This is a genomic window from Sphingobacterium sp. UBA7631 (assembly GCF_002483935.1).
In the GTDB taxonomy this organism is placed as follows: domain Bacteria; phylum Bacteroidota; class Bacteroidia; order Sphingobacteriales; family Sphingobacteriaceae; genus Sphingobacterium; species Sphingobacterium multivorum.
On the sequence record NZ_DLIX01000007.1, the window covers coordinates 557,676 to 581,949 of the forward strand.

Below are 24,274 nucleotides of genomic sequence, written 5' to 3' on the forward strand. Positions count from 1 at the left end.
ATAAGTCATTCAAAAGTAGCACCTTCTTTCCCTGAATTATTTGATCTAGGATAAGAAAATGATACCGCACCCTACCCTGGATCACAAAAAAATAAAGAGCTGTCTATTTGGTCGCTTACTTGATCTGACCATCAACAAAGTTATACTAGGCTCCTCGGCTAAAAGAGTGCTACAGTATTCTTCGCGACCTGGTCTGCATTGCCACTAAAATGATGCCCGCCGGAGAGGTATTTTTTTGTAAAATTCTTAAGTGTTATCTTCTGTATCGGGAAATCAGCTTCATCATCACCAAGAATAACGCCCGTTTTGACTGCACCCATTCGATTGATTTCCGTGATCACGTCAAGACTCCGTTTTGTATTACTCCGACCCAAAATATCCGCTATATGAATCTCCAAATCTGTTGACACAGATGGTTCCAGCAGGACAACACTCTTTAGGTTCTTCTTAATGACGGGATCCAGGCGATTAATAATAAAAGGAACCGCGTCTGCGCCAAATGAATACCCCACTACAAAAAGATGCATATTTTGCCGTGCTAAGAGTACGTTTTTCAGTGTATTCGAAACATCGGCAGCAATCTCACTCGGGCTTTTCTTCTTCCAGAAATAGGTTTTCGAATCGATCGCTGACACAGTATATCCTACTCCAGCAATCAGCTCACAAAGCTTGTTAGAGAATGAATTAAATCCACCATCGCCACTCAGATAGAGAACCAAAGGTAATGCAGCTTTATTGTTCCAATATTTCATGTCAATCAAACGCTGTTGTGCAAACGCATGAAACGCCATGCCAGCAATTATTAATAAGGTAGCTATTTTTTTCATCTGTACAGCATCTACATGAAGCTATTCGTTCGGTTTCATTACTTTGACCAGTGCTACAGGAAGTTGTATGAGATCAAAATCATTATCAAATATAAGGTATTTATTTTCCCAAAATGTCGCATACTTCTCTTTAAAGTCGCGCAGGCTATGGTAATGTTTAAAGTTACCCAATCGTGTTGAGGCAAATTTCATAATCTTTTCTGCGGGACTATCTGTCGCCCCCAACCCCGTCATCGGTACCATGCCCAAATTTAGATAGACGTACTTTTTGGCCTTAGCATACGCAATAAGCTCAACAATCAATGCATCCATGCTACCACCCGGTGCATCAAGAGACTTCCGAATCATATCGTAGGTGCACTCATCTTTCGCATAATCGGGGATGATATTCAGAAAGGCTACGATAGTATTCTGCTCATTTTTCAGTACAATGATATCTTGCAAAACAAGCTCATTTTCATCAAACATCCCTTGCGAAAAAACCATTTCCTTTTTATCAAATTCTTTTAACCATTCGTTGGAAATTATCCTTAACTGATCTATAATTGCCTTTTCCTGCGGCGCTTTCAACACTTCTGTTGTAAAACCCTTTTTTTGAATTGCATTAAGTCCATTGCGTAATGACTTACGTTCTTTTCCTTCGAGCTTGAATGTTTCCAATTCTAATACAGCCTCTTGTCCAATGGTGATCTTCTGTTTACGTAGGGATGAAAAATGAACCAAACTATTTTCATCAACACGGTAATAAATGGCCTTTAAACCATTCGCATAACAGTATTGATCGAATTCCTGGACCAACTCTTCCTTATCCCCCTGTTCACAGACAGGCTCATCCAATACCATAGCAAATTCATTCGCCAAGCGATAAGCGGTAAATCCCTCCGAGACTTCTGAGAAAAACAAACTCTTATCTTTTCCCAATTTAAAGAAATCCATGGGAGACTGACCAAACTCAATCAATAATTGTTCTGCACGTTCCAATTCAGATTGGCTGGAGTCTTCATCTGCGAGGAGACGGGGACGGGCTAACGCGTAGATTAGTAGGAGCCAACAAAAAAGTCCAAGTACTTGCGTAATCCGCAGGAATTCTTGTCCAAATGCCGTTTGGGGCATCAATTCATCATCAGCAAACAAGAGGAAGCTTCGTGCTGTATGATAGATAGATTGTCGCCAGGTGAAGTCGACACCGAAATGCTGTTTATCAATGAAGTAGAAGCTCAATACGTCAAACAGGCATATGGCTAGGAGAGCAACAAAAAATGTGATAAACCCGATTCGCACCCAGCGAATATTACTCTTGATCCGATATTGCTTATAGCTCATGGCCAGTAAAATCAAGGTCAATAAAGCAACCGAAGCTTCTTCATAGTCCAATGCCTTAAACACGTGCCCAAAAAGCGACAAGGCGCTAAACACCACGGCGATCCAAAATGCAATTCGGAAACCTTTGATCAAGTACGCAGAGGTCACCAACAGCCCTAAGCCTAACACTAACACCATAAATTTGGACGCGTGAATTGCTTCTAAAGGCAAATAGAAACGATCAAGTTTCATCCGGTCGGCCAAAGGAGGCGTCAATACAGATACGAGATTTACCATGCCCAAGAAGAAGATAAGCAGCGCTGGGCCAATACGTGCCAGCAATTGTTTCCCACGCCATGCAAAAGCCAGAAGCCCCAGGACTAAAGGTAACCAAAATTCGAATGCCCGGTAGAGAATTGTAATGCCCAATCCTTCTGCCTGCGAGTAGCCGTACGCTTTAAAAATATACAGCATAGTCAACTCTACAGCCCCAAGCCCCCGTAGAAAAGGAGAAACAATCATCAATACCACCGAAACAGTATAGGCAATAGCCGCAGCCTCGAAAGAGTGGTCCAAACCAAGGGCATACATACTTACAAAAGCATGGGCAATACCGCAGCATTCAACGACCATCGATGCCAGCATGGTACCCAACAAATATTTTAGCTTGACCTCTCCTGAGAATATTTCATCGATATTAGAGGCTACAGCAGGAAATTTTAATTCAACCCAGCGATAGACACCTTTGTGTGTTCTAAAAGACCAAACGAGCCAAAATACGACACCCAGAAGCAGCCCCAAAACCACCAATGAGATCCAGGCATCACCAAAATTTTTATTGTGCCAAATCGTATACAATATAACAGGTACACCGATCAGAAAGACCGTCAGTAGTCCGACATAGCCATACAGCGCCCCTGCTTGATGAATTTGCGTCGTATTCAAATTTCTTTTTCGCAACTGCGTTGTGGTATAGGCCAAAGAACTAATCCCACCCGCAGGCAGAAACACACTGAGTAAATTTCGCTTGAGGAAAAGATCAATAGCGATTCTCAGATTAATAGAAAGGCCTATCGCTTTAAAACTCTGCACATACATCAATCCCTGAAGTACAATATAGACGAGAGTAATTCCAACGCCGACCAAAACCCAGGTTAGATTGGCCGCACGCAAATGTGGAATGATGGCAGCAAGCTCTTTTCGTTCATTTCTAAAAAATACAAAGGCCAACAAAATAACCAAAACAGCTATTAGTTCCTTCCAATAGGTCTTTGGTGAAAAATGTCGAATCCGTTGCGCAATAGTTTTGGCCATATAATCGTTTAATGATGAATAACCTTGAGATATAGTATAAACACGAAATAAAGCTAATCGTTTGAAAATGACTAATTGTTAATTTTTCGTCAATTCTTTTCACATTAATCAGTAATTTTCCGGCATGAAAGAGAAAAAGGTTTTGTTCATCGGACTGGTGTGGCCAGAGCCAACATCTTCAGCAGCGGGCTTCCGTATGATGCAATTAATTGAGACGTTTATTAATCGCTCTTATCAGATTACATTTGCTTCTGCTGCTGCCAAATCGCCGTATAGTGCACCTTTACAGTCTCTCGGGATCCAGGAACAGGCCATCGTGCTGAATAGCAACAGCTTTGATGAATTTATTGCGCAGCTTAAGCCCGACATTGTTGTATTTGACCGCTTTATGGTAGAAGAGCAATATGGTTGGCGTGTTGCACAGCATTGTCCAGATGCACTCCGCGTACTTGACACGGAAGATTTGCATTTTTTGCGTCAGGCGAGACAGACATCCATCAAAAATAACGGTGATTTTTCCTTTCAAGAGTTATTTACCGATACGGCCAAACGGGAAATTGCTGCGATATTGCGCAGTGACCTCTCGTTGATCATTTCCGAATCCGAAATGAAGATTCTGATCGAAGAATTTCGCATTTCACCCGATATCCTTTATTATCTCCCTTTTCTTGAAGATGAGATCACTGCTGCCGATGTGGAGCAATGGAACACCTTCGAAGAGCGCAAGAACTTATTATTTATTGGAAATTTTATTCATGAGCCCAACTGGCATACGGTACAATACCTAAAAACACAAATCTGGCCGCAATTACGGAGGATGCTCCCCAAAGTGGAATTACACATTTATGGCGCCTACGCAACCCAAAAAGTACTTCAGTTAAACAACCCAAAAGAGAATTTCCTGATCAAGGGCCGAGCGGAATCTGCTCGTCTAACCATGGAAAGTTACCGTCTACTGGTGGCTCCAATTCAATTTGGTGCCGGTGTGAAAGGGAAGTTTATCGACGCCATGCAGACAGGTACACCATCTGTCACCACGAAAGTTGGTGCAGAAGCCATGAAGGGCAATTTGGACTGGAATGGCTTTATCGAAGACGATCCCGAAACGTTCTGCCGAAAGACTGTTGAGCTCTACGAAAATGAAGATCTTTGGAAAACGGCCCAAGAACATGGTATCCGTATTATCAACGAACGTTATGAAAAACGAAAGTATCAGTCCGATTTTATGACTAATCTATCTTTATTAAAAGTACAGATTGACAGGCATCGTCAACAAAACTTTATTAGTCAGATATTATTGCACCACACGATGCAGAGCACAAAATATATGTCTTTATGGATCGAGGAAAAAAATAAATAGATCCTTAGTTAACTTCCCGCCACCAAGGCGCGTATACGGTATCTAATTTATTCAAATGGATCATTTCCCCTATTTTTGGCGTAAGCAGTGTGATCTGTTCTTTGTTCGCCGTCTCGTAAAATCTCTCCATGGGTTCTTTCCAATCGTGCATCGCCAACGCGAATTTAGAAGAGTGAACGGGTAAAATAGCTTGGGCCTTCAGATCCTTCGTTTCAGCAGCCCATTCATCAGGTAAAGAATGGATATAATGCCAGGCATCGTTATACTGGCCATTTTCCAAGATCGCTAAATCAAATGGACCGAATTGGTCACCTATTGTTTTGAAGTGCTTACCATACCCACTATCTCCCCCCAAGAAAATGCTGTACTTAGAAGTTTTTAACACAAAAGATGTCCACAAGGTATTATTCCGTGTAAATCTACGTCCCGAAAAGTGCCTTGCGGGTGTGAAGGTTACTTGAAAATCGGGCGCCAGTTTTATCTGGTCATACCAATCACCCTCGATGATCTGATCGGCCTTGTATCCCCAAGATTCAAAATGCGCCCCTACTCCGAGACCACAAATCACCTGACCGACTTTATCCCGCAATTTCACAACAGTCTCATAGTCCAGATGATCGTAATGATCATGCGAGATAAACAAATAGTCAATTTTCGGAAAAACCATCGCCGCATAGTCGACCGACATCTTAAATGCTTTATTGCTACCTGGTATGGGAGAAGCATTTGAGCTGAATACTGGATCTACCACTATTAATTTTCCATCTAACTTCAATAGATAGGAGGAGTGACCAAACCAAATCAGTACGTCATCTGCGGGAAGATGTGCTAAATCGCATTCCATAGCTGGCAATACACTGATAGGTTTTAAGTGGGGATTCTTGTTGAAAAGGAAATCCCACAACAAAGAGACCATATTCACATCGCCTTTCAACGATGGCGTTACTTCGAGGTTATGAAAAATACCATTTTTAAAATTGCGGGACTGTTTCATACGTTCAAGCCGAGCTCCCTTGAAACTTCCACCAAACATTGGATGAACAAAATAATAAAGCACGCTACTGATGAGCGCAATCAATAGCGTCGCTAATACAATCCATCCAATCGTTTTCATTAGAAGTTATTCTTCCACATCATCGACTCCACCGGACGGATGGTCTTGCCATTGTATTTTGCATTACCTTTGGTGTTATAAAATGTCTCGATATCGCCTTCTACAGCAAAATAGATCAATTGTCCAATTGGCATTCCCGCGTAAACCCGAACAGGCTGAGCAACCGAAATTTCCAAGGTCCAGGTATTACAGAAACCGACATCGCCCTTTCCTGCAGTTGCATGAATATCTATCCCTAAGCGACCAGTACTCGATTTGCCCTCTAAAAAAGGAACATGTTTATGCGTTTCGGTATACTCTTGCGTAACACCTAAATAAAGGGTGTTGGGTTCCAAGACGAAACCTTCTTCCGGGATTTCAAAATGCTGAATTTCATTGTGCTTCTTGGCATCAAGTACACGGTCTGCATACGTTGCCAAATATTTCCCCAAATGCACATCGTAGGAATTTGTTCCTAAACATTTACGATCAAATGGTTGAATGACAATGCTGCCATTTTCAATCTCTTCGAGAATTCTTTTATCAGATAAAATCATGTGTATCAAAATAGCAAAAGCATCAGGCAATGCTATACAAATTCAAAAATACAGTTCTCCCACTAATTTTACTTCATTTTTCAAAACAAAAATCTGCGATTTGTTTTTTAAATTTGGGTATGAGTCTAGTGTATCTACGTGAAATTGATAGCCAAACCAAATTTGCAATTTGGCGAATTGAGGAATCGGACGACGATTTACTGTCGAAACTTCAATTGGATGAACGTGAAAAAGCGAAATTAGGGTCTTTCAACAAAGGGAAAAGACGGTTACATTGGCTTGCCACCCGTGTGCTGTTGCGCACCTTATTAAACACATCCCGTTATATAGAATGTCCATCTGATGCAAATGGCAAGCCTTATCTCGCCAATTTCCCCCAAAAAATATCACTTTCACACTCATTTGATTATGCCGCAGCTATGATCAGTACAAAAGGAGAGGTGGGTATCGACATGGAAATCATCAAAACAAAAGTAGAGCGTATCCAACATAAGTTTCTAAAACCTGCGGAGCTTGCATTCATCGCACAGGATGAGAACCGATATGAGCAGCTTTATGCTTGCTGGTGCGCTAAAGAAGCGATTTATAAACTTCAGGGAAATGCAGGGGTCTCCTTCTTGAATAACATGACCATACAACCATTCGACTACCAGGTGCAGGGCATATTAAAACTCGAACTCCACAGCGATCAACATACACATCTATATGACGTACATTACGAGAAGTTCAATGAATATATGCTCGCCTACGCTGTAGAATAGGTCCTTTAAAAAAATAATTTTTCTCAATTTCAATGAATTAGCACACAGACAGCACTTTTTTTTTGTGCTTTTTGAAAAAGCTTCTATATTTGCATCATCGAAAACGATATGGCCCGTTCGTCTAGGGGTTAGGACGCAAGATTTTCATTCTTGAAACAGGGGTTCGATTCCCCTACGGGCTACAAAAAGCGACTTCAAAAGAGTCGCTTTTTTTATTTAAAGCCTATACCGTTTATTGTTCCCTAGCCTCCTGAAAAACGTAGTACATATCCAGTGTTATCCTCTTCAAAAGGATACAGCCTAATCTAGTGGCCTTTCTCTTCAAAATTTCCAAGTCGCATCCCCTGTGCGAAGTACGTCAGCTCAGCTTCGCTAAACAGCAAACCAGCATAAAAGAAGTAGAAACTTCCGGTTTACGCAATTAAGCACCGTCGCACTTCAAGCAAAAAAGTCACTCCGGAAAATGGAGTGACTTTCAGATCTACCAAATTGTATATTAGACTATACTTGATGTTGTATTATAGCTAATTTCGGATGTATTTTATAATCCTTTGACATATACTTCTGCTATAGCAGATGAAGGCGGACGATTACTTGCTGTTACCGTACATTTTAAATAACGGGCCTTTGTCGTCGGAACATTCACGGCCAACGTCGATTTGGGACTGTTTGTTCCGAAATCAATCTTCCCTATTGGAACATATGTTTTATTGTCATTACTAGTCGAGAACTCAACGACTTTTAAGTCATTATTCCATAACCTTCTTGTTAATTCAATCATCATCACATTATATTCCTTTCCAAAATCTATTATGACATAATGCGGTAATGGGGGTTCTCCTCCCATCCAGACATTATGCCAGTAGGTATCGGGATTCCCGTCCAATATATTTTCCTTTTCACCACCGCCAATCCATTCGGAAGAAGCCGCAATTACTTTCCAGCCACTACGGGGGATATCTGGCGGTTGAAAGGACACTGGAACCAATATTGTCGAAGCATCGGGGTTAATACCATTTTTTGAAACAGACTTAATCCGTAAAGGCAACGCATACTCCCCAAATAAATTGGTTGTTCCATCAATAAGTCCTTTTTTCAGAATAGTGTATGAAAAACTCGTTTTATTCTCCTTTTCAGCAATTTTATAAGGCGCAGGTAAAAGCTGATAGGCCGCTTTTGGTAGTAATTTCAACTTCTTATCGTCTGATACCGTTCCGTTGTAATTATCCAAAATCACGGGATCCACTTCAATTTCATAGTCAAGATTCCATTGATTGGGATAATTGGTGACCAATGTCGCTTTTCCTACGACCTGTTCAGCTCCTGTGGGGCTCAGTTTGATCTGATCAAGCTGCAGACCCGGTGAAGTGAATTCCAAAAATGGGTCTTTAACGTTAGGAATCAACAATGTCGTTGCCATTTCAGGTTTCAGCGCATGTAACACCCCTCCCTCTGCTTCAATGCGGCACGGAAGCACATATAATTCCTTATATTTTCCTTGCAGCACTTTTATGCGCTCAGTATCAAAAGCAACTGCAATATCCTGCAGATAATCCTTTTTTTCAAAGGCTAGTGTTGTATTTGCAATTTTATAGCAGTCAGCAGGAAGCAGCTTATAATTTGTCCCTTGCTGCGCGTTATAGGCTGCTAGGTACGCTTCGTCAATCTTGAAGTTTATCTTTGCTCCCTGTTGTCCAATTCCAGCCTTAACAACAGTTACATTATAATCAAATTTTCCCCAGTCAAATACCGTTATTTTATTCTCTTTGAAATCTCTGAAATAAATGGTGTCGTCGACCATGTTGTTCATTCGATCATCCTTTTGACATCCATTCATCAGGAAAAGTGTCAACAGGAGAACACAATAGGATATATAATTTCTCATCGTTTTCAGTATTATTTAATAAGTACTACCATCCATAGTTCTGTGTAATGTTGATCATCTCGCTCAGTTGCTTTTGCTGTATCGGGAAGAAATAATGTTTGGCCTGAAAACTTCGCTTTCCAGGAAAAACATCTTTGGTCCGTTCCCAAGAGGATTCATAAGAAGTTGCGGCAACATTACGGGTATAATAGGGCTCATTCATTTCTTCCTCTGCAATCATCCAGGTTCTCAGATCGGGGTAACGATGGCCTTCAAATGCCAATTCGACCATTCTTTCTTTTCGCAGCAATACCCGCAGGAGTTCTTTATTTCCCCGAACCTCTGGATAAGCAACTTCCAAGTCGTTCAAGCCGCTCCGTTTACGTACCAGGTTGATATATTTTAACGCCTCCACTTCATCACGAGCAGGTTTTTCATTGCAAGCCTCCGCGTAGTTTAGATAGATCTCAGCCAAACGATAATATGGCCATGCAAACTGCCCCCAGTTACCTGCTTCGATATCATTTGTTGGATCACTCATTCTCCGCCACAAGTAACCTGACTTTACGCAGTCCCCTGTTTTCGTATAAGAAGATGTTCCGCCGTCAAAGAATGTCACCTGTCTGGGTTGAGGTTTTGGATTGGTCCAATACATTCCATTTGCCAAAATGGATGCGTAGAAACGTGCATCCCTTCCGACACAACTGTTGTGCGCCTTAAAGGAGGCAAAATTGTCTAACGGATGTACATAGTTATCTGTAAATCCCGTTTCTTGGTATCCTGATTTTTCATCAATTATAGGCTGTCCATTGCTACTGTAACCTGTAATCGGGTAGCGTCCTGAACTTGCCATCGGATAGCTGTCGACCAGTTTTAGCGAAGGTGCATAACCGCCCCAGCCCATCGTCACAACTCGCGGTGGAGCCGTACGGACGTTATAATTGAAGCCGTCATCAGACCATCTTCCCCAAATAATTTCCGAATTCCACTTATCAAAATAAATACCCATGTAGGATTTAATTGCACGTCGAAAAGAGTTCGTCTCTTTGTTATCTTGGTAAAGTGCATACACATTCAGGTCAATCAACGCTTTGGCAGATTTGGCCGCAAGCTCCCATTTATTGGGATCTGCGGTTTGTGGAAATAAGAATTCACCGCTTTTATTCCTTATTCCTATATAAAGTTTCGCTCCGTTAAATAGCGGCCTAGCCATATACAGCAGTAATTCAGATTTTGCGGCCATCACAGCCCCTTTTGTCAATCGACCATACCAGGCTTGATCAGTTATTTCCTGTGGCAATACGGCACTTGCTTTATCAAATTCAGAAACTATGAAATCCACATTTGTCTGCAAAGACATACGATCTACTGTTGTTGGATCAATTTTACTATCGGGAGCACGATCGCCCCATACAAATACAGGTCCATATCTTTTTAAAAGCAGATAATAAAAATAGGCTCTTAAAAAACGGGCTTCGGCTTTCATAATATCTTTAGTAGCAGCACTCAATTCCACATTTCTATCAATATTTTCAATGAAAATGGTTGCCTGATTAATCCCTTTATAATTCTGTTCCCAAGTTGTATAATCCTGGGTTGTCACGCCCCATGCCCCATTCGCAAAGTTAAGCCATGGAACCCAGGCTACCCATGAAAATAAGGCTTCATCACTCAGCGGAACATTTCCGCCTTCACCATTGAACATATCATGTTCTATAGGCAAATAGCCATACACCTGAGCCAGATATTGTTCCGTGGTTTTCCGTTTATTAAAAACCTCTTCTAAAGTCATTTGATTTTCTAGATCCACGTCGAGATATTTGCTACATGCCCCGAGGGAAAATACCAGTAATAGGCAGGAAATCGAGTATATATACTTTTTCATTATTATCTTTCAGATTAAAGTGTTACACTTAAACCAACATTAAAAACACGCATTTGAGGATAGCTGCTTCCTGACACTGTTTCCAGTTCAGGATCCCACAACTTGAACTTACTGAATGTGAACACATTTACGCCTTGTGCATAAATACGCACGATTGACATTTTCCATTTTTCCGTGAGCTGCTTTGGCAACGTATAGCCCAATTCTAGATTCTTCAAACGGATAAAGCTCATATCGCGTTGCCATAAAGTGGAAGCCTGAGAGTTATTGGCAATATTAAATGAGAGCCGTGGATAAGTTGCATTTGGATTAGGGTTGTCTGCACTCCAGCGGTGATCAGCGACATCCGAATAGATCTGTCCATAGCCCCAGATGTTGCCAGTTTGACCATATAGGGGTCCTCCCGCTATAATCCGGGATATTTGTCCAACGCCATGGAAAAAAGCCGATAGATCAAATCCTTTCCAAGATACACTGGCGCCAAATCCATAATTCCATTGCGGCATATCTGTATCACCTATCGCTACTTTATCTTCTTCTGTAATTTCGCCGTCTCCATTGATGTCCCGATATTTTACATCACCGGGACGTATCACATCGCCATAGCGTTGAATCGGGCTATGCGCGATTTCCTCTTCTGACTCAAACAGCCCCAAAGCAATTAATCCGCGCTGTTGTCCCCAGCGTTGTCCTATTTCAGACTGATATGCCCATCTTGGAATCGGCTTGTCATCAAATAATTTTTTATTTCGATTGTAAGTTAGATTACCCCGGACCTGTATGCCGACTTCTCCCTGGCGATGATTAAACTCCAAGGATCCTTCGGCCCCTTTATTTTGCATCTGTCCAATATTAACATAGGGTTTTACATTAATTCCCACGATGGAAGGCACACTTTCCTGAAGAATGTAAATTCCATCACGTTTCTCCGCAAAATAATCGGCCTGTATGGTCAATTTGTTGAAAAGGCTTAACTCAAGCCCGATATTACGCTTTAATGCACTTTCCCAGGCAACCAGTGGATTCCCCGGATAACCGGTTGCTATACCCTGAAGATAATTTTTGCCACCAATGCCGAAAGAATAGCCACCATCGAGCTTCATTTCTGAATTGTAAGCAAATCGACGTGAACCACCGATTTTATCGCTACCAATCCGACCAATTGATCCCCGAATTTTCAGAAAGTTAACGACAGGCAATAGCGACTTAAAGAACGCTTCATTACTAATAACATAGCCCATAGCCAGGGAAGGAAAGAAACCAAAACGTTTCTTTGGCGCAAAGTTCTCAGATCCATTGTAGCCAAAGTTACCTTCGATAAAATAGCGGTCCTGGTAGGAATAGGTCAAACGTGAAGCAATCCCCGTATTACGATAGGGGAATGCTGCGATATAATCCCGTTCTGGAAAGTTATTTGTCCGCTCGCGCATGGAGAATAAAAATAGTCCCCCGACGCGATGCTTGTTTCCAAACAACTGGTCATACATCAGGGAACTTTCAAAATTAGTCGCACGCTCTCCCGAATGATAGTCGGCTAAAGCAAGATAATCGCTGCCATTACCGTTATCTTTTAAAATAAGATTCCCTTCGCTGTCCCGCGGTTTTGTTTTGTCAACATAATAGGTGGTTGGTGCCTTTCTTTTGTCTAATGTCGAAGAGTTCTTTGCATCCCAGGAAAATTTAACATTCGCTTTTAAACCGGGAGTTATCAACTCTGAAAAATCTTGAGTGATACCAATCAACGACTGCGCATTATTCCAGAAATCCTTCGAGAATCCAGTAGTATTGAGCGAATAATAGGGATTTTGTCCTCCTTGTGGCTGTGCATAGGCGCCATTTGAAAACTGGGTAGGTGTTGCCACTGGTGTGGTGTGGAGCACAATATCATACATATCACCCAAATTTACACCTAATCGGTTTTTTGTTTCGTATTGATTGGAAAGGTTTAGGTTTACTTCAGTCGATCGAGACAGTCTAATATCAACATTCGATCTAAAATTAATCCGGTCGAAATTCACAGATGGATCATAATTCGATGTTTTTCGAGGCTGAAAGATCCCATTCTCTTTCATATAAGAACCCGAAACGTAATATTTAATAAAATCTCCTCCTCCAGTCACATTTACATTCAAACGTTCATTTGATGTTCTCTTTTTAAAGATCTCTTGCATCCAATCCACATTTGGATAGACATCTGGATCTACTTTATTCACATATTTATTTATCTCTTCTTGTGTCAATGGGGCTTTTCCAGAAGCTTCAAAATTGATATCGTTATAATAATCTAACCATTGAGCAGCATTTGCCAATTTCGGTAGGACAACAGGTTCCAACATACCGCGCTCAACACGTGCATTGATACTCGGTTTAACACTTTTCTTTCCCCTTTTTGTTGTAATGATCACAATACCATTTGCTCCCCTTACGCCATACACGGCTGTGGCAGTTGCATCTTTCAAGACAGAGAATGACTCGACATCCTCGGGGTCTACGAGGTCCATGGGACGTTCGATCCCGTCCACCAATACCAGTGGACCGGTCCCCCCCGCAAAACTGCTCACCCCACGTATCCAAAATGACGTTGCAGAGCCGGGCTCTCCCGAACCTTGAACCGTAACAACGCCCGCCATCTGTCCCGCCAATGCGCTGCTGATCTTAGCAACGGGAGTTTTTAATTGTTGTGGAGAAACGCTACTTATTGCACCCACTACGCTAATTTTACGTTGCTTTCCATAAGCAACAACTACAGCTTCCTCCAGATCGCTTACCGCAGGCTCCAAAGTGATCTTCAGCTGATTTGACGCACTAATATTCCGCTCAAACGACTGAAATCCTACGAGCGAAAACTGCAGCACCTTATGCTGATCTTCAATTTCCAAGGCAAATTGCCCCTGCTCATCGGTCTTCGTTCCAATAGTTGTCCCCTTAACCGAAACCGTGACACTTTCCAATGGCGCTCCCTTCGTATCAGACACAACCCCTGTTATTCTACGCCGCTGCAAGAACACCGCGGTGCTGGAAGCAACTTGCGGAGAACCCACTTTGGCCATAATCAATACCGTGTTCAGATTCAATTCGTAAGTCAGGTTTCTTTCCGACAGAAACTCTTGCAGGACCTCTTTAAAGTTTTTGTGATTTGCTTTAATGGTCACTCTTTTCTGTTTATTAATCAAACTGTTATTGTACAAAAACTCGTACCCCGTTTGTTTTTGAATCTCATCCAGGACGTCCACCAAACGTCCATTTTTTATATCCAATGTCACTTGTTGACCAAAGCTAGATGCATGAACATGCACCATGGAGATGATGAGGATTAGTATGCATACTTTCATCCTGATAAATGCTTTTACAAAGAATTTTTGTGTAAAAAAGCAACTTTTGCTATTCCTTTTATACATTTGTATAGGTTTGGTGTTAAATGGTTTATAACTCAATTAGGTTTATTTAATTGCTAAACTACGATCGGGAGTGTTGCGAGCACTTCCGATTACTTTTAGCTCAAAGTCTCATTGTTACATAACAAGGACCCTCCCATCCTGAATTTTAAATTTATAATTGGATATTTTTTCCAGCTGCCGGAGTAAATCCGAGAGCTTTTTGGTCCGCTTTATCATCCCCGTAAATTTATCGGTGGACGATGAATTCACCTTCACTTCTTTGATATCATACCATTCGCCCACTTTTTGCAAGACAGTCTCAATATTATCTTCTGTAAAGCGGAAGAAGCCATCCCGCCAAGCGAGAACCTCTTTTAGGTCGGCTTCCTGTACGGAAATTTGTTTCGTATGCAGATTGGTTTGTGCTTGCATTCCAGGGCTTAAAATCTGCTGATTATGCCCCGCACTTACAGCAACCTTACCTTTGATTAAAGTGGTCAGGATTTTAGTTTTGCTGAGATCAGAGGCAATATTGAATTGTGTTCCCAACACTTTGACCTGGGTTTGTTTCGTCTGAACAATAAATGGTTTTCTACTGTCATGAGTGACATCAAAATAAGCTTCACCATCCAAGGATACCGTTCGGTTATGTTCATCAAAATGTGTTGGATAGGTCAAGCTCGCGCCCGAGTTTAGTTGAACTTGTGTGCCATCAACCAACTTCACGGTCAATGCGCTACCTTTTGGACTCAGGAAAGTTCTCATCTCAGATTTGCCCTCGACATTATTTTTAACTTGATATACTACTGTACCATCTGTTGCTTTAATGATGCTCAGACCGTTTTTATCCAAGGTTTCAGGATGATCTTCTGAAATTGAATATTGGTCACCATTGGAAAGTTTAAGTATAGGCGCACCGTTTTCTGGCAAGGCGATTTCCCTTGGTGAGACGGCTTGTTGAGAAGTTCCTTCCTTCGCGCTTTGTTGGACCAGAAACAGAATTGAAAAACAAAAGACAACAATTGCTGCAGCAATCCCCCCCCATTTGATGTAGCGCAGCTTTGATTTTCTTTCATCTCCTATCTCTTTATGATGTCCGCCTATTCGACTTGAGATCTGATTTAAAACCTGATCCCTGTTAAATAGCTCCGAGCGTTCAGGAACTCTTTCGCCCATACGTTCAAAAAGATCGGAGAACTCAGCTTCTTCCAGCTGATCTAATTGATCGAGCATCTCTTTCAATTCCGAACGAGAGATTGTATTCCTAAAATAATGGGTTAGCAAATAGCGTAGTCTTTCTTCTTGCATGGTCAAATTGGTTCGTACTTTCTAAGTATTTATTTCAGTACACCGCAAAAACAGAAAAGGACTACAGGAAGAGATATTTTTTTTATTTTTTTTTAGATCCTTATGAAATTGTTATAGGTATAAAATTTCCAATGGAACTTCAGTCCAACTGTTTAGCATATCGATAAGCAGTTAGGAGGATTCCATCAATCCATGAAATCCTTTTCAAAAAAAATAGAAAAATAAGGATAATAGCCGATTTCGTCCAGAACGGACTTGTTTTAAATGTTTCGATGCTCTCGCAAGATGGTTTTTTACTGTGTTCTTAGAAAGATTGAGTTCCGCTGCGATTTGATTGTGGGGTATTCCTTCAATTCGGCTTAATGTAAAAACAAGTTTTTGTTGTTCAGGTAGTTGAGCAAGGTAATTTTCTATTTCATCGGCAAGCTCCTTTCGTTCTATTAAACCATCGGCCCTATCCGAATGATGTTCAATATGGTAATAGAGAAGCTCAAAGGCCGAATGAGAACGTTTGATGCTTCTTAGTTTATTGAAACACTCTCTTTTAGTCAATACATAGAGAAACGGCCAGAGATCCACATCCTGTTTTATACTTTCTCTATTGGTCCACAGTTTCACGAAAACTTCCTGCACAACATCCTCGCTCCAACCTGTATCTTTAAGCAAGTGAAAAGATACATCGAAAATGCGGTCTGCATATCGTTCGTAAAGTTTTGGTAAAACAGCCTGCTTCCCTATAGAGAGCGCCTGGATCAAATTGGCTTCATCATTTTCTTTTCTCATAACTAAAGCTCCCAATCTTCAGTTTATTGGTCATTGTGCTTTTCAGGTAACAATTAGATTACAAGGCCAAGTTAACAATTATTTCTACATATTAATCAAGCATATTAAATTTTTCCAAAGCGATCTTATCGTTAATAGATCGCTTTAGGTTCGGATTTTTCCTGTGCTTCTTTGTAACGCAATACCTGCGATAGCATAGCTGGATTTTCGATCACTTTAGGCCTAAACTTTGTACTGTTCATATACGTTAAGATAGAGCCCAACAGCTGTCTTGCAACGGGTCTGTTGGCTAGATCTGCCTCCAGATCAAACGAAGCAATCATCAGTTTGCCCGCTCCGACTGTCCCTTCAAAAAGAGATGCTAATCTCCTATTATTAGCAAAGTTGTCAATGAGCTCTACAATTGCATTTCCGCCTTTGATCTCATCCGTAATTAGCGTAGTCGATTTAATTTGGAGATCCCACCATTGCCAGTCAGTGTGATTATCTGTTGGGAAATCGGCAAATACAGGGTGTTTAGGGTCACAAAGCAATCCCATGGTACCGGCCTGTTTTGGAAAATGTACTGGGCTCCAAAAAACAGGAACGAACTTCCCTTCAATACCGTTTATTTTCTTCCAATCGGGATTTAAAAGCACCTTTTTCCCATCTTTCAGCAAGCGCATCGCTTCCGCCAGATCGCGCGTATAACTCACGTCCCCAAAATCAACAGCGAGCTGTTGAGGGTATACCCAAATATTCCAATGATTTTCATAGGATGTACCTTCCAGTTTAAGTTGAATCGTCAATTTCTTCGCCTGTCCAATTGCTTGTAATGGCACTTCTAAATGCCCCACATGGCCTTGATGTCCCTTTCCAATGGTCGACTGAAAATGTCCTTGTGCGATTATTTTTCCTCCATCTTTCAGAAACCAGCTAATCCCCTGATTCTTCAAAACCTCCTGGCCGTAATTACTCACATCGATAGAAGCTTCGAACGTTTCATTGTTGGTATATACAGCTTTCGCAAACTGGAGCAAAGGCACTACTGGAGCGCTAAATTGTCGAAATTCTGCCGCAGGAAGTATATCTTTACTGTCCCAAAAAGCATCTAATAAGCCTACCAGCGCCGTTCCCTGACCAGGGAAATCGTGAAGATCAAGGAGCTGATACCCGCTGATACCCGGTGTCTTCAACGCTCTTTCCATCTCCTCCTTATATAGAATAGCAGCCAATTTTCCTGAAGACATCGTATATGCTTTGGCCTTATGTAATAATCCCTTTTGTTTCAGATCTTCTGCTACAGAAATGAAGTTTAGCGGTTTTAAAACACCTTTATATTTTTTGATTTCGGCGAGATTGGGATAGACAGCATATTGTCCAATTTCATGCGTCACGACCGGAATCGAAATTCCTTCCAAAGAATTGCTGTAATTTTTATTGAATGTGGGTGCTTCGCTATTAAATACACCTTGTCCCCGTACCCAGCCCTTAGCTGTCCACTGGGTAATCAGATAATCATCATAAGGTTCTTCCTTCACACCATGCCCTTGCTGGAATGTAAAAGAAGTTGCCGTATAAAGATGCCGTCTGTCTTTCTGCTTTAGGTGTTTTACCAAAGTATTCAGCGCATTGAAATCACCACTCAACTCATTACCCATACTCCAAAAACAAAAGGACGGATGATTTCCGTAAGTCTGCATTATTCGATCGGCCTCTTCATAGAGAAAATTCATCACTCCTTCATCTTTACCAATATTATTCTCCCAAATTGGCAACTCAATTTGAAGATAGAATCCCAATTCGTCGGCAACAGCAAAGGCCGCCTCCGGAGGACACCATGAATGAAACCGCAGATGATTTAGCCCCCATTCGCGCGCTGTCAGAAAGACTTTCCGCCAACCGGCCTTATCCATTGGTGGATGTCCCGTTAACGGGAAAATACTGCATTCCAATGTTCCTCTCAAAAACAAAGGCTCGCCATTGACTTTTAGGATAGTCCCATCAGTAGAAAGCTCACGCATACCTATTGAGGTATGCAACGTTGATACGGCATCTGCGGCTTTCAATTCCAGACCGATGTCATACAAATGCGGTGAAAATTCGCTCCAAAGTTTCAGTTTGTCGCCAAGAAGGTAGTTTAGGTTTATCGTTGAATCCCCTTGCGAGAGCTGAAAGGTTTTTTCAACTGGAGGCAGGGAACCCCTATTGTCTTTTACCGCTATTTTCAGTTTACCGACAACGCCCTTTGCTAGTTTATTACGGAGATTGATCTGCAGATTGATTTCCTTCTTCGCTAGATTAGGGCTAGCGTACACCGACTTCAGACGCAGCGCATCATAGGCCTGAATAGCAATCTTTCCAAGAATACCATTCCAAATAATTTGGGTGTGATCGGTATAAGCATGCGCCATATCATCAACGCTGATTGGAAGCTTCTTTCTGTTATCTATGCGGATTGTCAACCGATGTTTCTTCCCAGCTTTCAGAAGTGAGCTTAGGTCAAACTCATGCGGACTGACAAGGCTACGTTGCTTTTGTACCACTGCTACCCCGTCGATCCAAACCATGGACTCCCAAAGAACACGCTCGAGGGTTAAGATCATCTCCTTACCAGCCCAACCTGCCGGAATTGAAAGTTCCCGTGTATACCATGCTGCCCCCACATAACGATGTTCTCGCGTTAAATGCGAAAGCTGAGGTTTGGCAAGAGCAGGTGTCAACGTATTTAAGGTTCCTAAACCCGCATCATCTGTTGTTCCTGGTAATTTGATCGATGTTTCGAACGATTTACCAGCCCAGCCCTGATCGATACCGACATCTTCGGGATCAAGCCGAACTTTCCACTCACCTGCAAGGTCAAGCCGATTTAGTCCATCTGCCGAGACCATGTAACTTTGAAATAGAATGACGAATACTATGATATAGCGATACATACGAAATTAATTCTTTAAAGAAGTTTCACCTAAGAAAGAATGCATGATAGCCTGGCTCCCCTGGTGATTGGGATCCAACTGCCGAACTTGTGCAAAATAATCCATTGCCAGAGCACGATCCCCATTCCCCAAATACCCCAATCCCATGACATACAGACAATGTATTTTATTCTTATCATCCAGATTTTCCTCCCAAATATCCATATCAGGTAAGGAAACTGCAAAATAATCTATTTTAAAGGGCTTGTCAATAAATAACTTTCCATGATCTATTAAACATTGAAAACGTTGCTCAGCTCGCCCTGGATCACCAAGCTCATGCCAGGCTAAACCTTGATAGAATATCTTATCTGGTTGTGGATCATTATAGAAAAGGGCTTGCTGGGGTTCATCAGCACCTTCTGTCGCTTTATAGAAATAAACCTTAGCTTCTTCTTCACGACCCAATAAACGGTAAACAAGCCCTTTATAATAGTGAATGTCATTTTCCTCCATTGTAATCAGCTTACCTTCACCAAGATTATGTGGATAATAATCAATTGCCTCTAGCAAAGAAAGCGCCTGCTGCAGTTCATTTTGGAGTATCGATTTTTTGGCCAGTTCCAGCTGACATATCGTGTATTGACGAGAGACCTTACCTTCTCCTCCTTCCCAGGGCTTAAACTGCCGGGAAGCAAGCAATGTTTTCGCGCACTCGTATTCGCCCAACAGATTAAACAGGGTGATCCGCTCCAAGAATAGATCATCTCTAAGCGTCACCAAATCCGGATATCGATCTAGTAACGCCAACCTCTCTTTGTAAGGACGGCCCTCCTTCTTGTAGAGCTGATGAAGCTCCATGAGTAAACGTGCATCAGTTTCATCCAATGAAAATGCCCGCTCCAATAAAGTCACGGCTTCCTTCTTCTTACCTATCCGATTATAATAAGCTAAAGCCAGATTGCGAAAAACGGTAGGAAACTCTCCATCCAATTGGATCGCATGCTGCCAACAGTCTGCCGCATCCTGATGCTGTCTTTTTCCATACCAAAGATTGCCCAAATAATACGAGGCCTTTGCGTCAGCATCATTTAAACCGATGGCATGTCGGAGAATTGCAATCTCTTCCAAACGATTTGGAAAACAATAGGTAGGATCCATGAGGATGGCTCGGTCACAGTAAGTTTTTGCCCTGTCATGCAAGCCTAACTGGGTCGCAAAATAACCTAACGTATAATATACCATAGGGTATACTAAGCTTACGTCTTCAATGGTTTTTTCCAGCAGTAACGATGCTTCTTCATACAGACCGGCATGCGCAAAATCCAATGCGTACTCAATCACACTATGAATATTTACACGCGCTAAATCGAGAATAGGAGAAAAAATGGATTCTTCTTTATTTAACAGGTACCATTCGAATCGACAGCCCATATTAAAGGGATCCAATTCTATTGATTCCTGAATAAATGCTAAAGCGGCATCTTTTACCCCAAGTTTTCTTAAAATAGAGGCCTTCAGCTGTCGTCCTTTGTGGTGATACCAGTTTCGGCTCAATGAGTGATCTATTTTTTCCAAAGCAGCTTTCCAATCGCCTCTCTTTGCATCAATTTGTGCCAAACCAAAATAGCCAGAGTCCTTCCAGGCTGCATTCCAGGTTGCTTTGTAGAAAGCTGCATAAGCTCCATTCAAATCCCCAGATAGTTGCAGAGCTACACCTAGGTTGTAATAAGGTTCTCCATCATAAGGATTGGGATTACGCTCCGTAGCGCGTGCGATAGCGGTCTCAAAATAAGGAATCGACGCATTGATCTTACCGCTTCGCAACAAGAACGCACCCATTGCATTATTACATCGGATATCGTTCGGTTCACGTCGCAGCGCTTCCTTATAATAATCCAATGGATTATAAGTTGCATGTCGGTACTGTTCCAAATGCTGTCCCGTCAAAAACAATTCTTCGATAGAACGAATATCTTCGGGTAGCAATGCTGCCTGTGCTGGTTTGGGCATATCTTTAGCATCCTTTGCCTGCTCTTGCTGGTAGACCAATATTTCATGGTTATTTTTATCATACACAGTCAATAGGAGTTCGGTTGGATCACCGTCCAATCCAGCAACACTTTGGGTATAAATATTCCGAGGAGAACAGTCCGCTTGCTCGTCCAAATAGATTTTACCTGCCGTATTGCGTAACAAAATACGTATACCTTCATACGTCCCCGTTGTATATAAGACAATGTGAGCTGTCTGCTCCCTAACCTCCATATTGAGCACCACATCTTTTGTTGCATTTTTCACCTGTCCGACTTCTGCGTAAGGCATAAAATACTGAGACCAGGATTTCACTTCATAGGGTTGTAACCAAGCAAAATCAGGCTGATTATCGGTGTATACACCGGCCATCAATTCAATGTACGGTCCATTTTCATCGGTCAAGTTTCTATCCCAGGCGACACCAAAATCACCATTTCCCCAAGTCCACTGCTTTTTGCCCGGCGAAATGTGATGATCGGCCACATGCAACATCCCCGCATTGGTCTCACCGGCCTCATAGCCGCCAACGAAATTGTATTTCGATTGAATGGCCATATAGGATGTCGGAACAGGAATATTCTTGTATTGTGCTATATCAACACCAGCTGAGTAATCGTACTTGTAGTAGGTCCCCGTAGCAATCGGAAAAGAGGAAACCTCTCGCTTTCCATGATCAAAAACGGCATTGACATCAGGAGGGAAGACGGAAAAATAGTCATCATTCACAACAACAGCCGGATTGGCCCACCACAGAAAGGTTTGTGGCAATGCTGTCCGATTATATACCTGAACCTTAATTTCTAGATATGCTTTATCGGGATGCAAAGTAAATCCCTGCATGGCCTTCATGCGAAACATGCGTTCGATTTCGTTGCACCAAACCGTAATGCTTCCATCGCTATTGTGTTCGATTAAATGCTCTGTTGGCATGAAAGTAGTCGGTCGATGATGCTGGGGCCAATTAAATTCAATCCCTCCCGAAATCCAAGGGCCAGTAAGCCCTACCAGAGCCGGCTTGATCACTTCGTTATAGTAAACAAAATGCCGTTCTCTGACTTTATCATAAGCCATATGAACCCGCCCACCTAAGGCTGGAAGAATCATTACCTTAATATATTCATTTTCAAGAAATAGCGCCTGATAGATCTTGTTTCGCTTCTGATCGCTAATTTTCTCTATGATTGGATAGGGATATACTACCCCTGAGCTACCTTGATATACGCGTTTTTCTGCAAATATGGGATTCTTCTCCATCGTTCCAATCTCGTATGTTGGAATAGCAACTTGCTCCTCCCATGCTTTTACGATCCCTTTTTGATCCACTGTTGATTTTATGAGGTAACGAGTCAATTCTGTCATTTTCTTAATACGCTAATAGGTTTATATAGGTCGAGTTGATTCAGTTGATTATCCGGGTGCCAATTATCCTTCCAGTTCTTGTTCAATTTCTTCTAAGCTTTTTCCTTTGGTCTCTTTCAATCGGCTCCATAGAAACAGACAACCGATAAAACAGACTCCACCATACAGCCAGAATGTACCAGCTGCTCCCAGGTTTTGATTCAGTAAAGGAAAAGTATAGGTGAGCACAAAACATGCAATCCATAATAACGATGTTGCAATCGCCATGGCCTGCGCCCTTACAGCGGTAGGGAATATTTCGGCGATAATTACCCAAGTTACAGGAGCCAAGGTCATCGCATACACCGCAATTCCGGCCAGTACAAGGAGAAGCACAAAAATGCCGCTGCAATTGAAATAATAACATGCTCCTAAGGCAATATAAATCACAAAAAGGCCTGCTGATCCGAAAAGCATCAATGCGCGACGACCAATTCGATCAACCAGATACATGCCAATGAATGTAAAAATGACATTGATCACGCCAGTGATAATAATATTGAAAAGCATCCCCGAAACCGTATATCCAGCAGCTGTAAAGATTTCCTGGGCATAATTAAAAATAACATTAATCCCACACCACTGCTGAAAAACCGCAATAAAACTCCCTAGCAACAACAACCGTAGCAGCTTCCCCTGAAATAAATTTCTCTTTCGGGATTTAGCCTGACTTAGTTCAGCCGCCTCGGCAATAGAACGTATATTTTCTGCTGCATACTCCTCTCCACCCATGCGTAAAAACACACGTTTTGCCTGTTCGTGCTTCCCTTTTGTATATAACCAGCGCGGACTTTCAGGAATCAGGAAAAGTAGCAATAAAAAAATAACCGCCGGGATCGCTCCTGCCCAAAACATCCATCTCCACCCCTCTTGCGCATTCCAGGTTTCTAGCATAGATTCTCCGGCTAAAACCGGCTTTGCAATGAGCCAATTGACCACTTGTGCTGCAAGGATGCCCAGTACAATGGTCAACTGATTGATCGATACAAATTTCCCTCGACTTTCTGCGGGGGCGATCTCAGCAATATACATCGGTGCCAAATTGGAGGCTACACCAATACCTATCCCGCCCAAAATCCGATAGATAATAAAAGTGTCCAGTTCGGACGCCATACCGGTTCCCACTGCAGACATTATAAATAAAATTGCAGCAGTATAAATCAGCGGTTTTCTGCCATAGCGATCGGCCAATCCCCCCGAGAGTAGTACACCAACGAAGCTCCCCACAATCGCCGAAGACATGGCCCAGCCCTGCAAGGCAGGATCGGACTCCAAATGAAAATAAGCCTCATAAAATGGCTTTGCACCACCAATAACTACCCAATCATACCCAAATAGAAATCCACCGATAGCAGCCACAAAAGTGATCAATAGCAGATAGGTCGTCGCAGTCTTTTGCATAAGAGTTTACATATTTAGATTTACTTAGGTAAAATTAATGGAATACTTGGGGAGAATCATGTAAGTGAACACGATAAACATGTAAAATATTACTATTTTTATACGAATAACCA

Annotated in this window: 14 protein-coding genes and 1 tRNA gene; 3 read left to right on the forward strand and 12 right to left on the reverse strand. The window is 41.9% G+C overall.

The annotated features are described in order from the left end of the window. Positions 1 to 158: 158 nt before the first annotated feature. Positions 159 to 827 carry an AcvB/VirJ family lysyl-phosphatidylglycerol hydrolase gene (locus B3P16_RS14270; RefSeq protein WP_286843356.1) on the reverse strand — a complete coding sequence of 223 codons (669 nt, stop codon included), beginning with the start codon at positions 825 to 827 and terminating at the stop codon, positions 159 to 161. Positions 828 to 848: 21 nt separating this feature from the next. Further along, on the reverse strand, positions 849 to 3,443 hold the full coding sequence (locus B3P16_RS14275; protein WP_286843358.1) for a phosphatidylglycerol lysyltransferase domain-containing protein: 2,595 nt from the start codon (positions 3,441 to 3,443) through the stop codon (positions 849 to 851). Between the two features lie 124 nt (positions 3,444 to 3,567). Between B3P16_RS14275 and B3P16_RS14280 the strand changes: the two genes are divergently transcribed. Beyond that, positions 3,568 to 4,803, forward strand: coding sequence for a glycosyltransferase family 4 protein (locus B3P16_RS14280; RefSeq protein WP_286843360.1), 1,236 nt, complete (start codon positions 3,568 to 3,570; stop codon positions 4,801 to 4,803). Positions 4,804 to 4,807: 4 nt separating this feature from the next. On the opposite strand, the gene B3P16_RS14285 is transcribed toward B3P16_RS14280, so the two are convergent. Then, the gene (locus tag B3P16_RS14285) at positions 4,808 to 5,917 is read right to left on the reverse strand and encodes an MBL fold metallo-hydrolase (protein ID WP_286843362.1); all 1,110 of its coding nucleotides are present in this window, start codon (positions 5,915 to 5,917) and stop codon (positions 4,808 to 4,810) included. Next, on the reverse strand, positions 5,917 to 6,453 hold the full coding sequence (gene dcd / locus B3P16_RS14290) for a dCTP deaminase (protein ID WP_046673098.1): 537 nt from the start codon (positions 6,451 to 6,453) through the stop codon (positions 5,917 to 5,919). Before dcd ends, B3P16_RS14285 begins: the two co-directional genes overlap by 1 nt. A 119-nt stretch (positions 6,454 to 6,572) precedes the next feature. On the opposite strand from dcd, the gene B3P16_RS14295 reads away from it, so the two are divergent. After that, entirely contained in the window at positions 6,573 to 7,214 is a 642-nt protein-coding gene (locus B3P16_RS14295) for a 4'-phosphopantetheinyl transferase family protein (protein ID WP_112375444.1), read from the forward strand. 110 nt (positions 7,215 to 7,324) lie between these two features. Continuing rightward, positions 7,325 to 7,396: transfer RNA gene (locus tag B3P16_RS14300), tRNA-Glu, on the forward strand. 359 nt (positions 7,397 to 7,755) lie between these two features. Here B3P16_RS14300 and B3P16_RS14305 read toward each other — a convergent pair. The 8 genes from B3P16_RS14305 to B3P16_RS14340 form a co-directional block, all read right to left on the reverse strand. Next, positions 7,756 to 9,099 (reverse strand): BT_3987 domain-containing protein, encoded by a 1,344-nt coding sequence (locus B3P16_RS14305; protein ID WP_286709846.1) that lies wholly within the window; start codon positions 9,097 to 9,099, stop codon positions 7,756 to 7,758. Positions 9,100 to 9,124: 25 nt separating this feature from the next. Continuing rightward, positions 9,125 to 10,963 (reverse strand): RagB/SusD family nutrient uptake outer membrane protein, encoded by a 1,839-nt coding sequence (locus B3P16_RS14310; RefSeq protein ID WP_115046354.1) that lies wholly within the window; start codon positions 10,961 to 10,963, stop codon positions 9,125 to 9,127. Between the two features lie 14 nt (positions 10,964 to 10,977). Then, entirely contained in the window at positions 10,978 to 14,295 is a 3,318-nt protein-coding gene (locus B3P16_RS14315; protein WP_286843363.1) for a TonB-dependent receptor, read from the reverse strand. Between the two features lie 180 nt (positions 14,296 to 14,475). Then, the gene (locus B3P16_RS14320) at positions 14,476 to 15,648 is read right to left on the reverse strand and encodes a FecR family protein (protein WP_286752813.1); all 1,173 of its coding nucleotides are present in this window, start codon (positions 15,646 to 15,648) and stop codon (positions 14,476 to 14,478) included. Positions 15,649 to 15,852: 204 nt separating this feature from the next. Continuing rightward, positions 15,853 to 16,431: an RNA polymerase sigma factor gene (locus tag B3P16_RS14325; RefSeq protein ID WP_286752814.1), complete on the reverse strand. Its 579-nt coding sequence runs from the start codon at positions 16,429 to 16,431 to the stop codon at positions 15,853 to 15,855. A 131-nt stretch (positions 16,432 to 16,562) separates the two neighbouring features. Further along, positions 16,563 to 19,346, reverse strand: coding sequence for a sugar-binding domain-containing protein (locus B3P16_RS14330; protein WP_286843365.1), 2,784 nt, complete (start codon positions 19,344 to 19,346; stop codon positions 16,563 to 16,565). Between the two features lie 6 nt (positions 19,347 to 19,352). Further along, the gene (locus B3P16_RS14335; RefSeq protein WP_286843366.1) at positions 19,353 to 22,721 is read right to left on the reverse strand and encodes a DUF5107 domain-containing protein; all 3,369 of its coding nucleotides are present in this window, start codon (positions 22,719 to 22,721) and stop codon (positions 19,353 to 19,355) included. A gap of 63 nt (positions 22,722 to 22,784) precedes the next feature. Then, the gene (locus B3P16_RS14340) at positions 22,785 to 24,161 is read right to left on the reverse strand and encodes a sugar porter family MFS transporter (RefSeq protein ID WP_070561001.1); all 1,377 of its coding nucleotides are present in this window, start codon (positions 24,159 to 24,161) and stop codon (positions 22,785 to 22,787) included. Between the last annotated feature and the right edge of the window lie 113 nt (positions 24,162 to 24,274).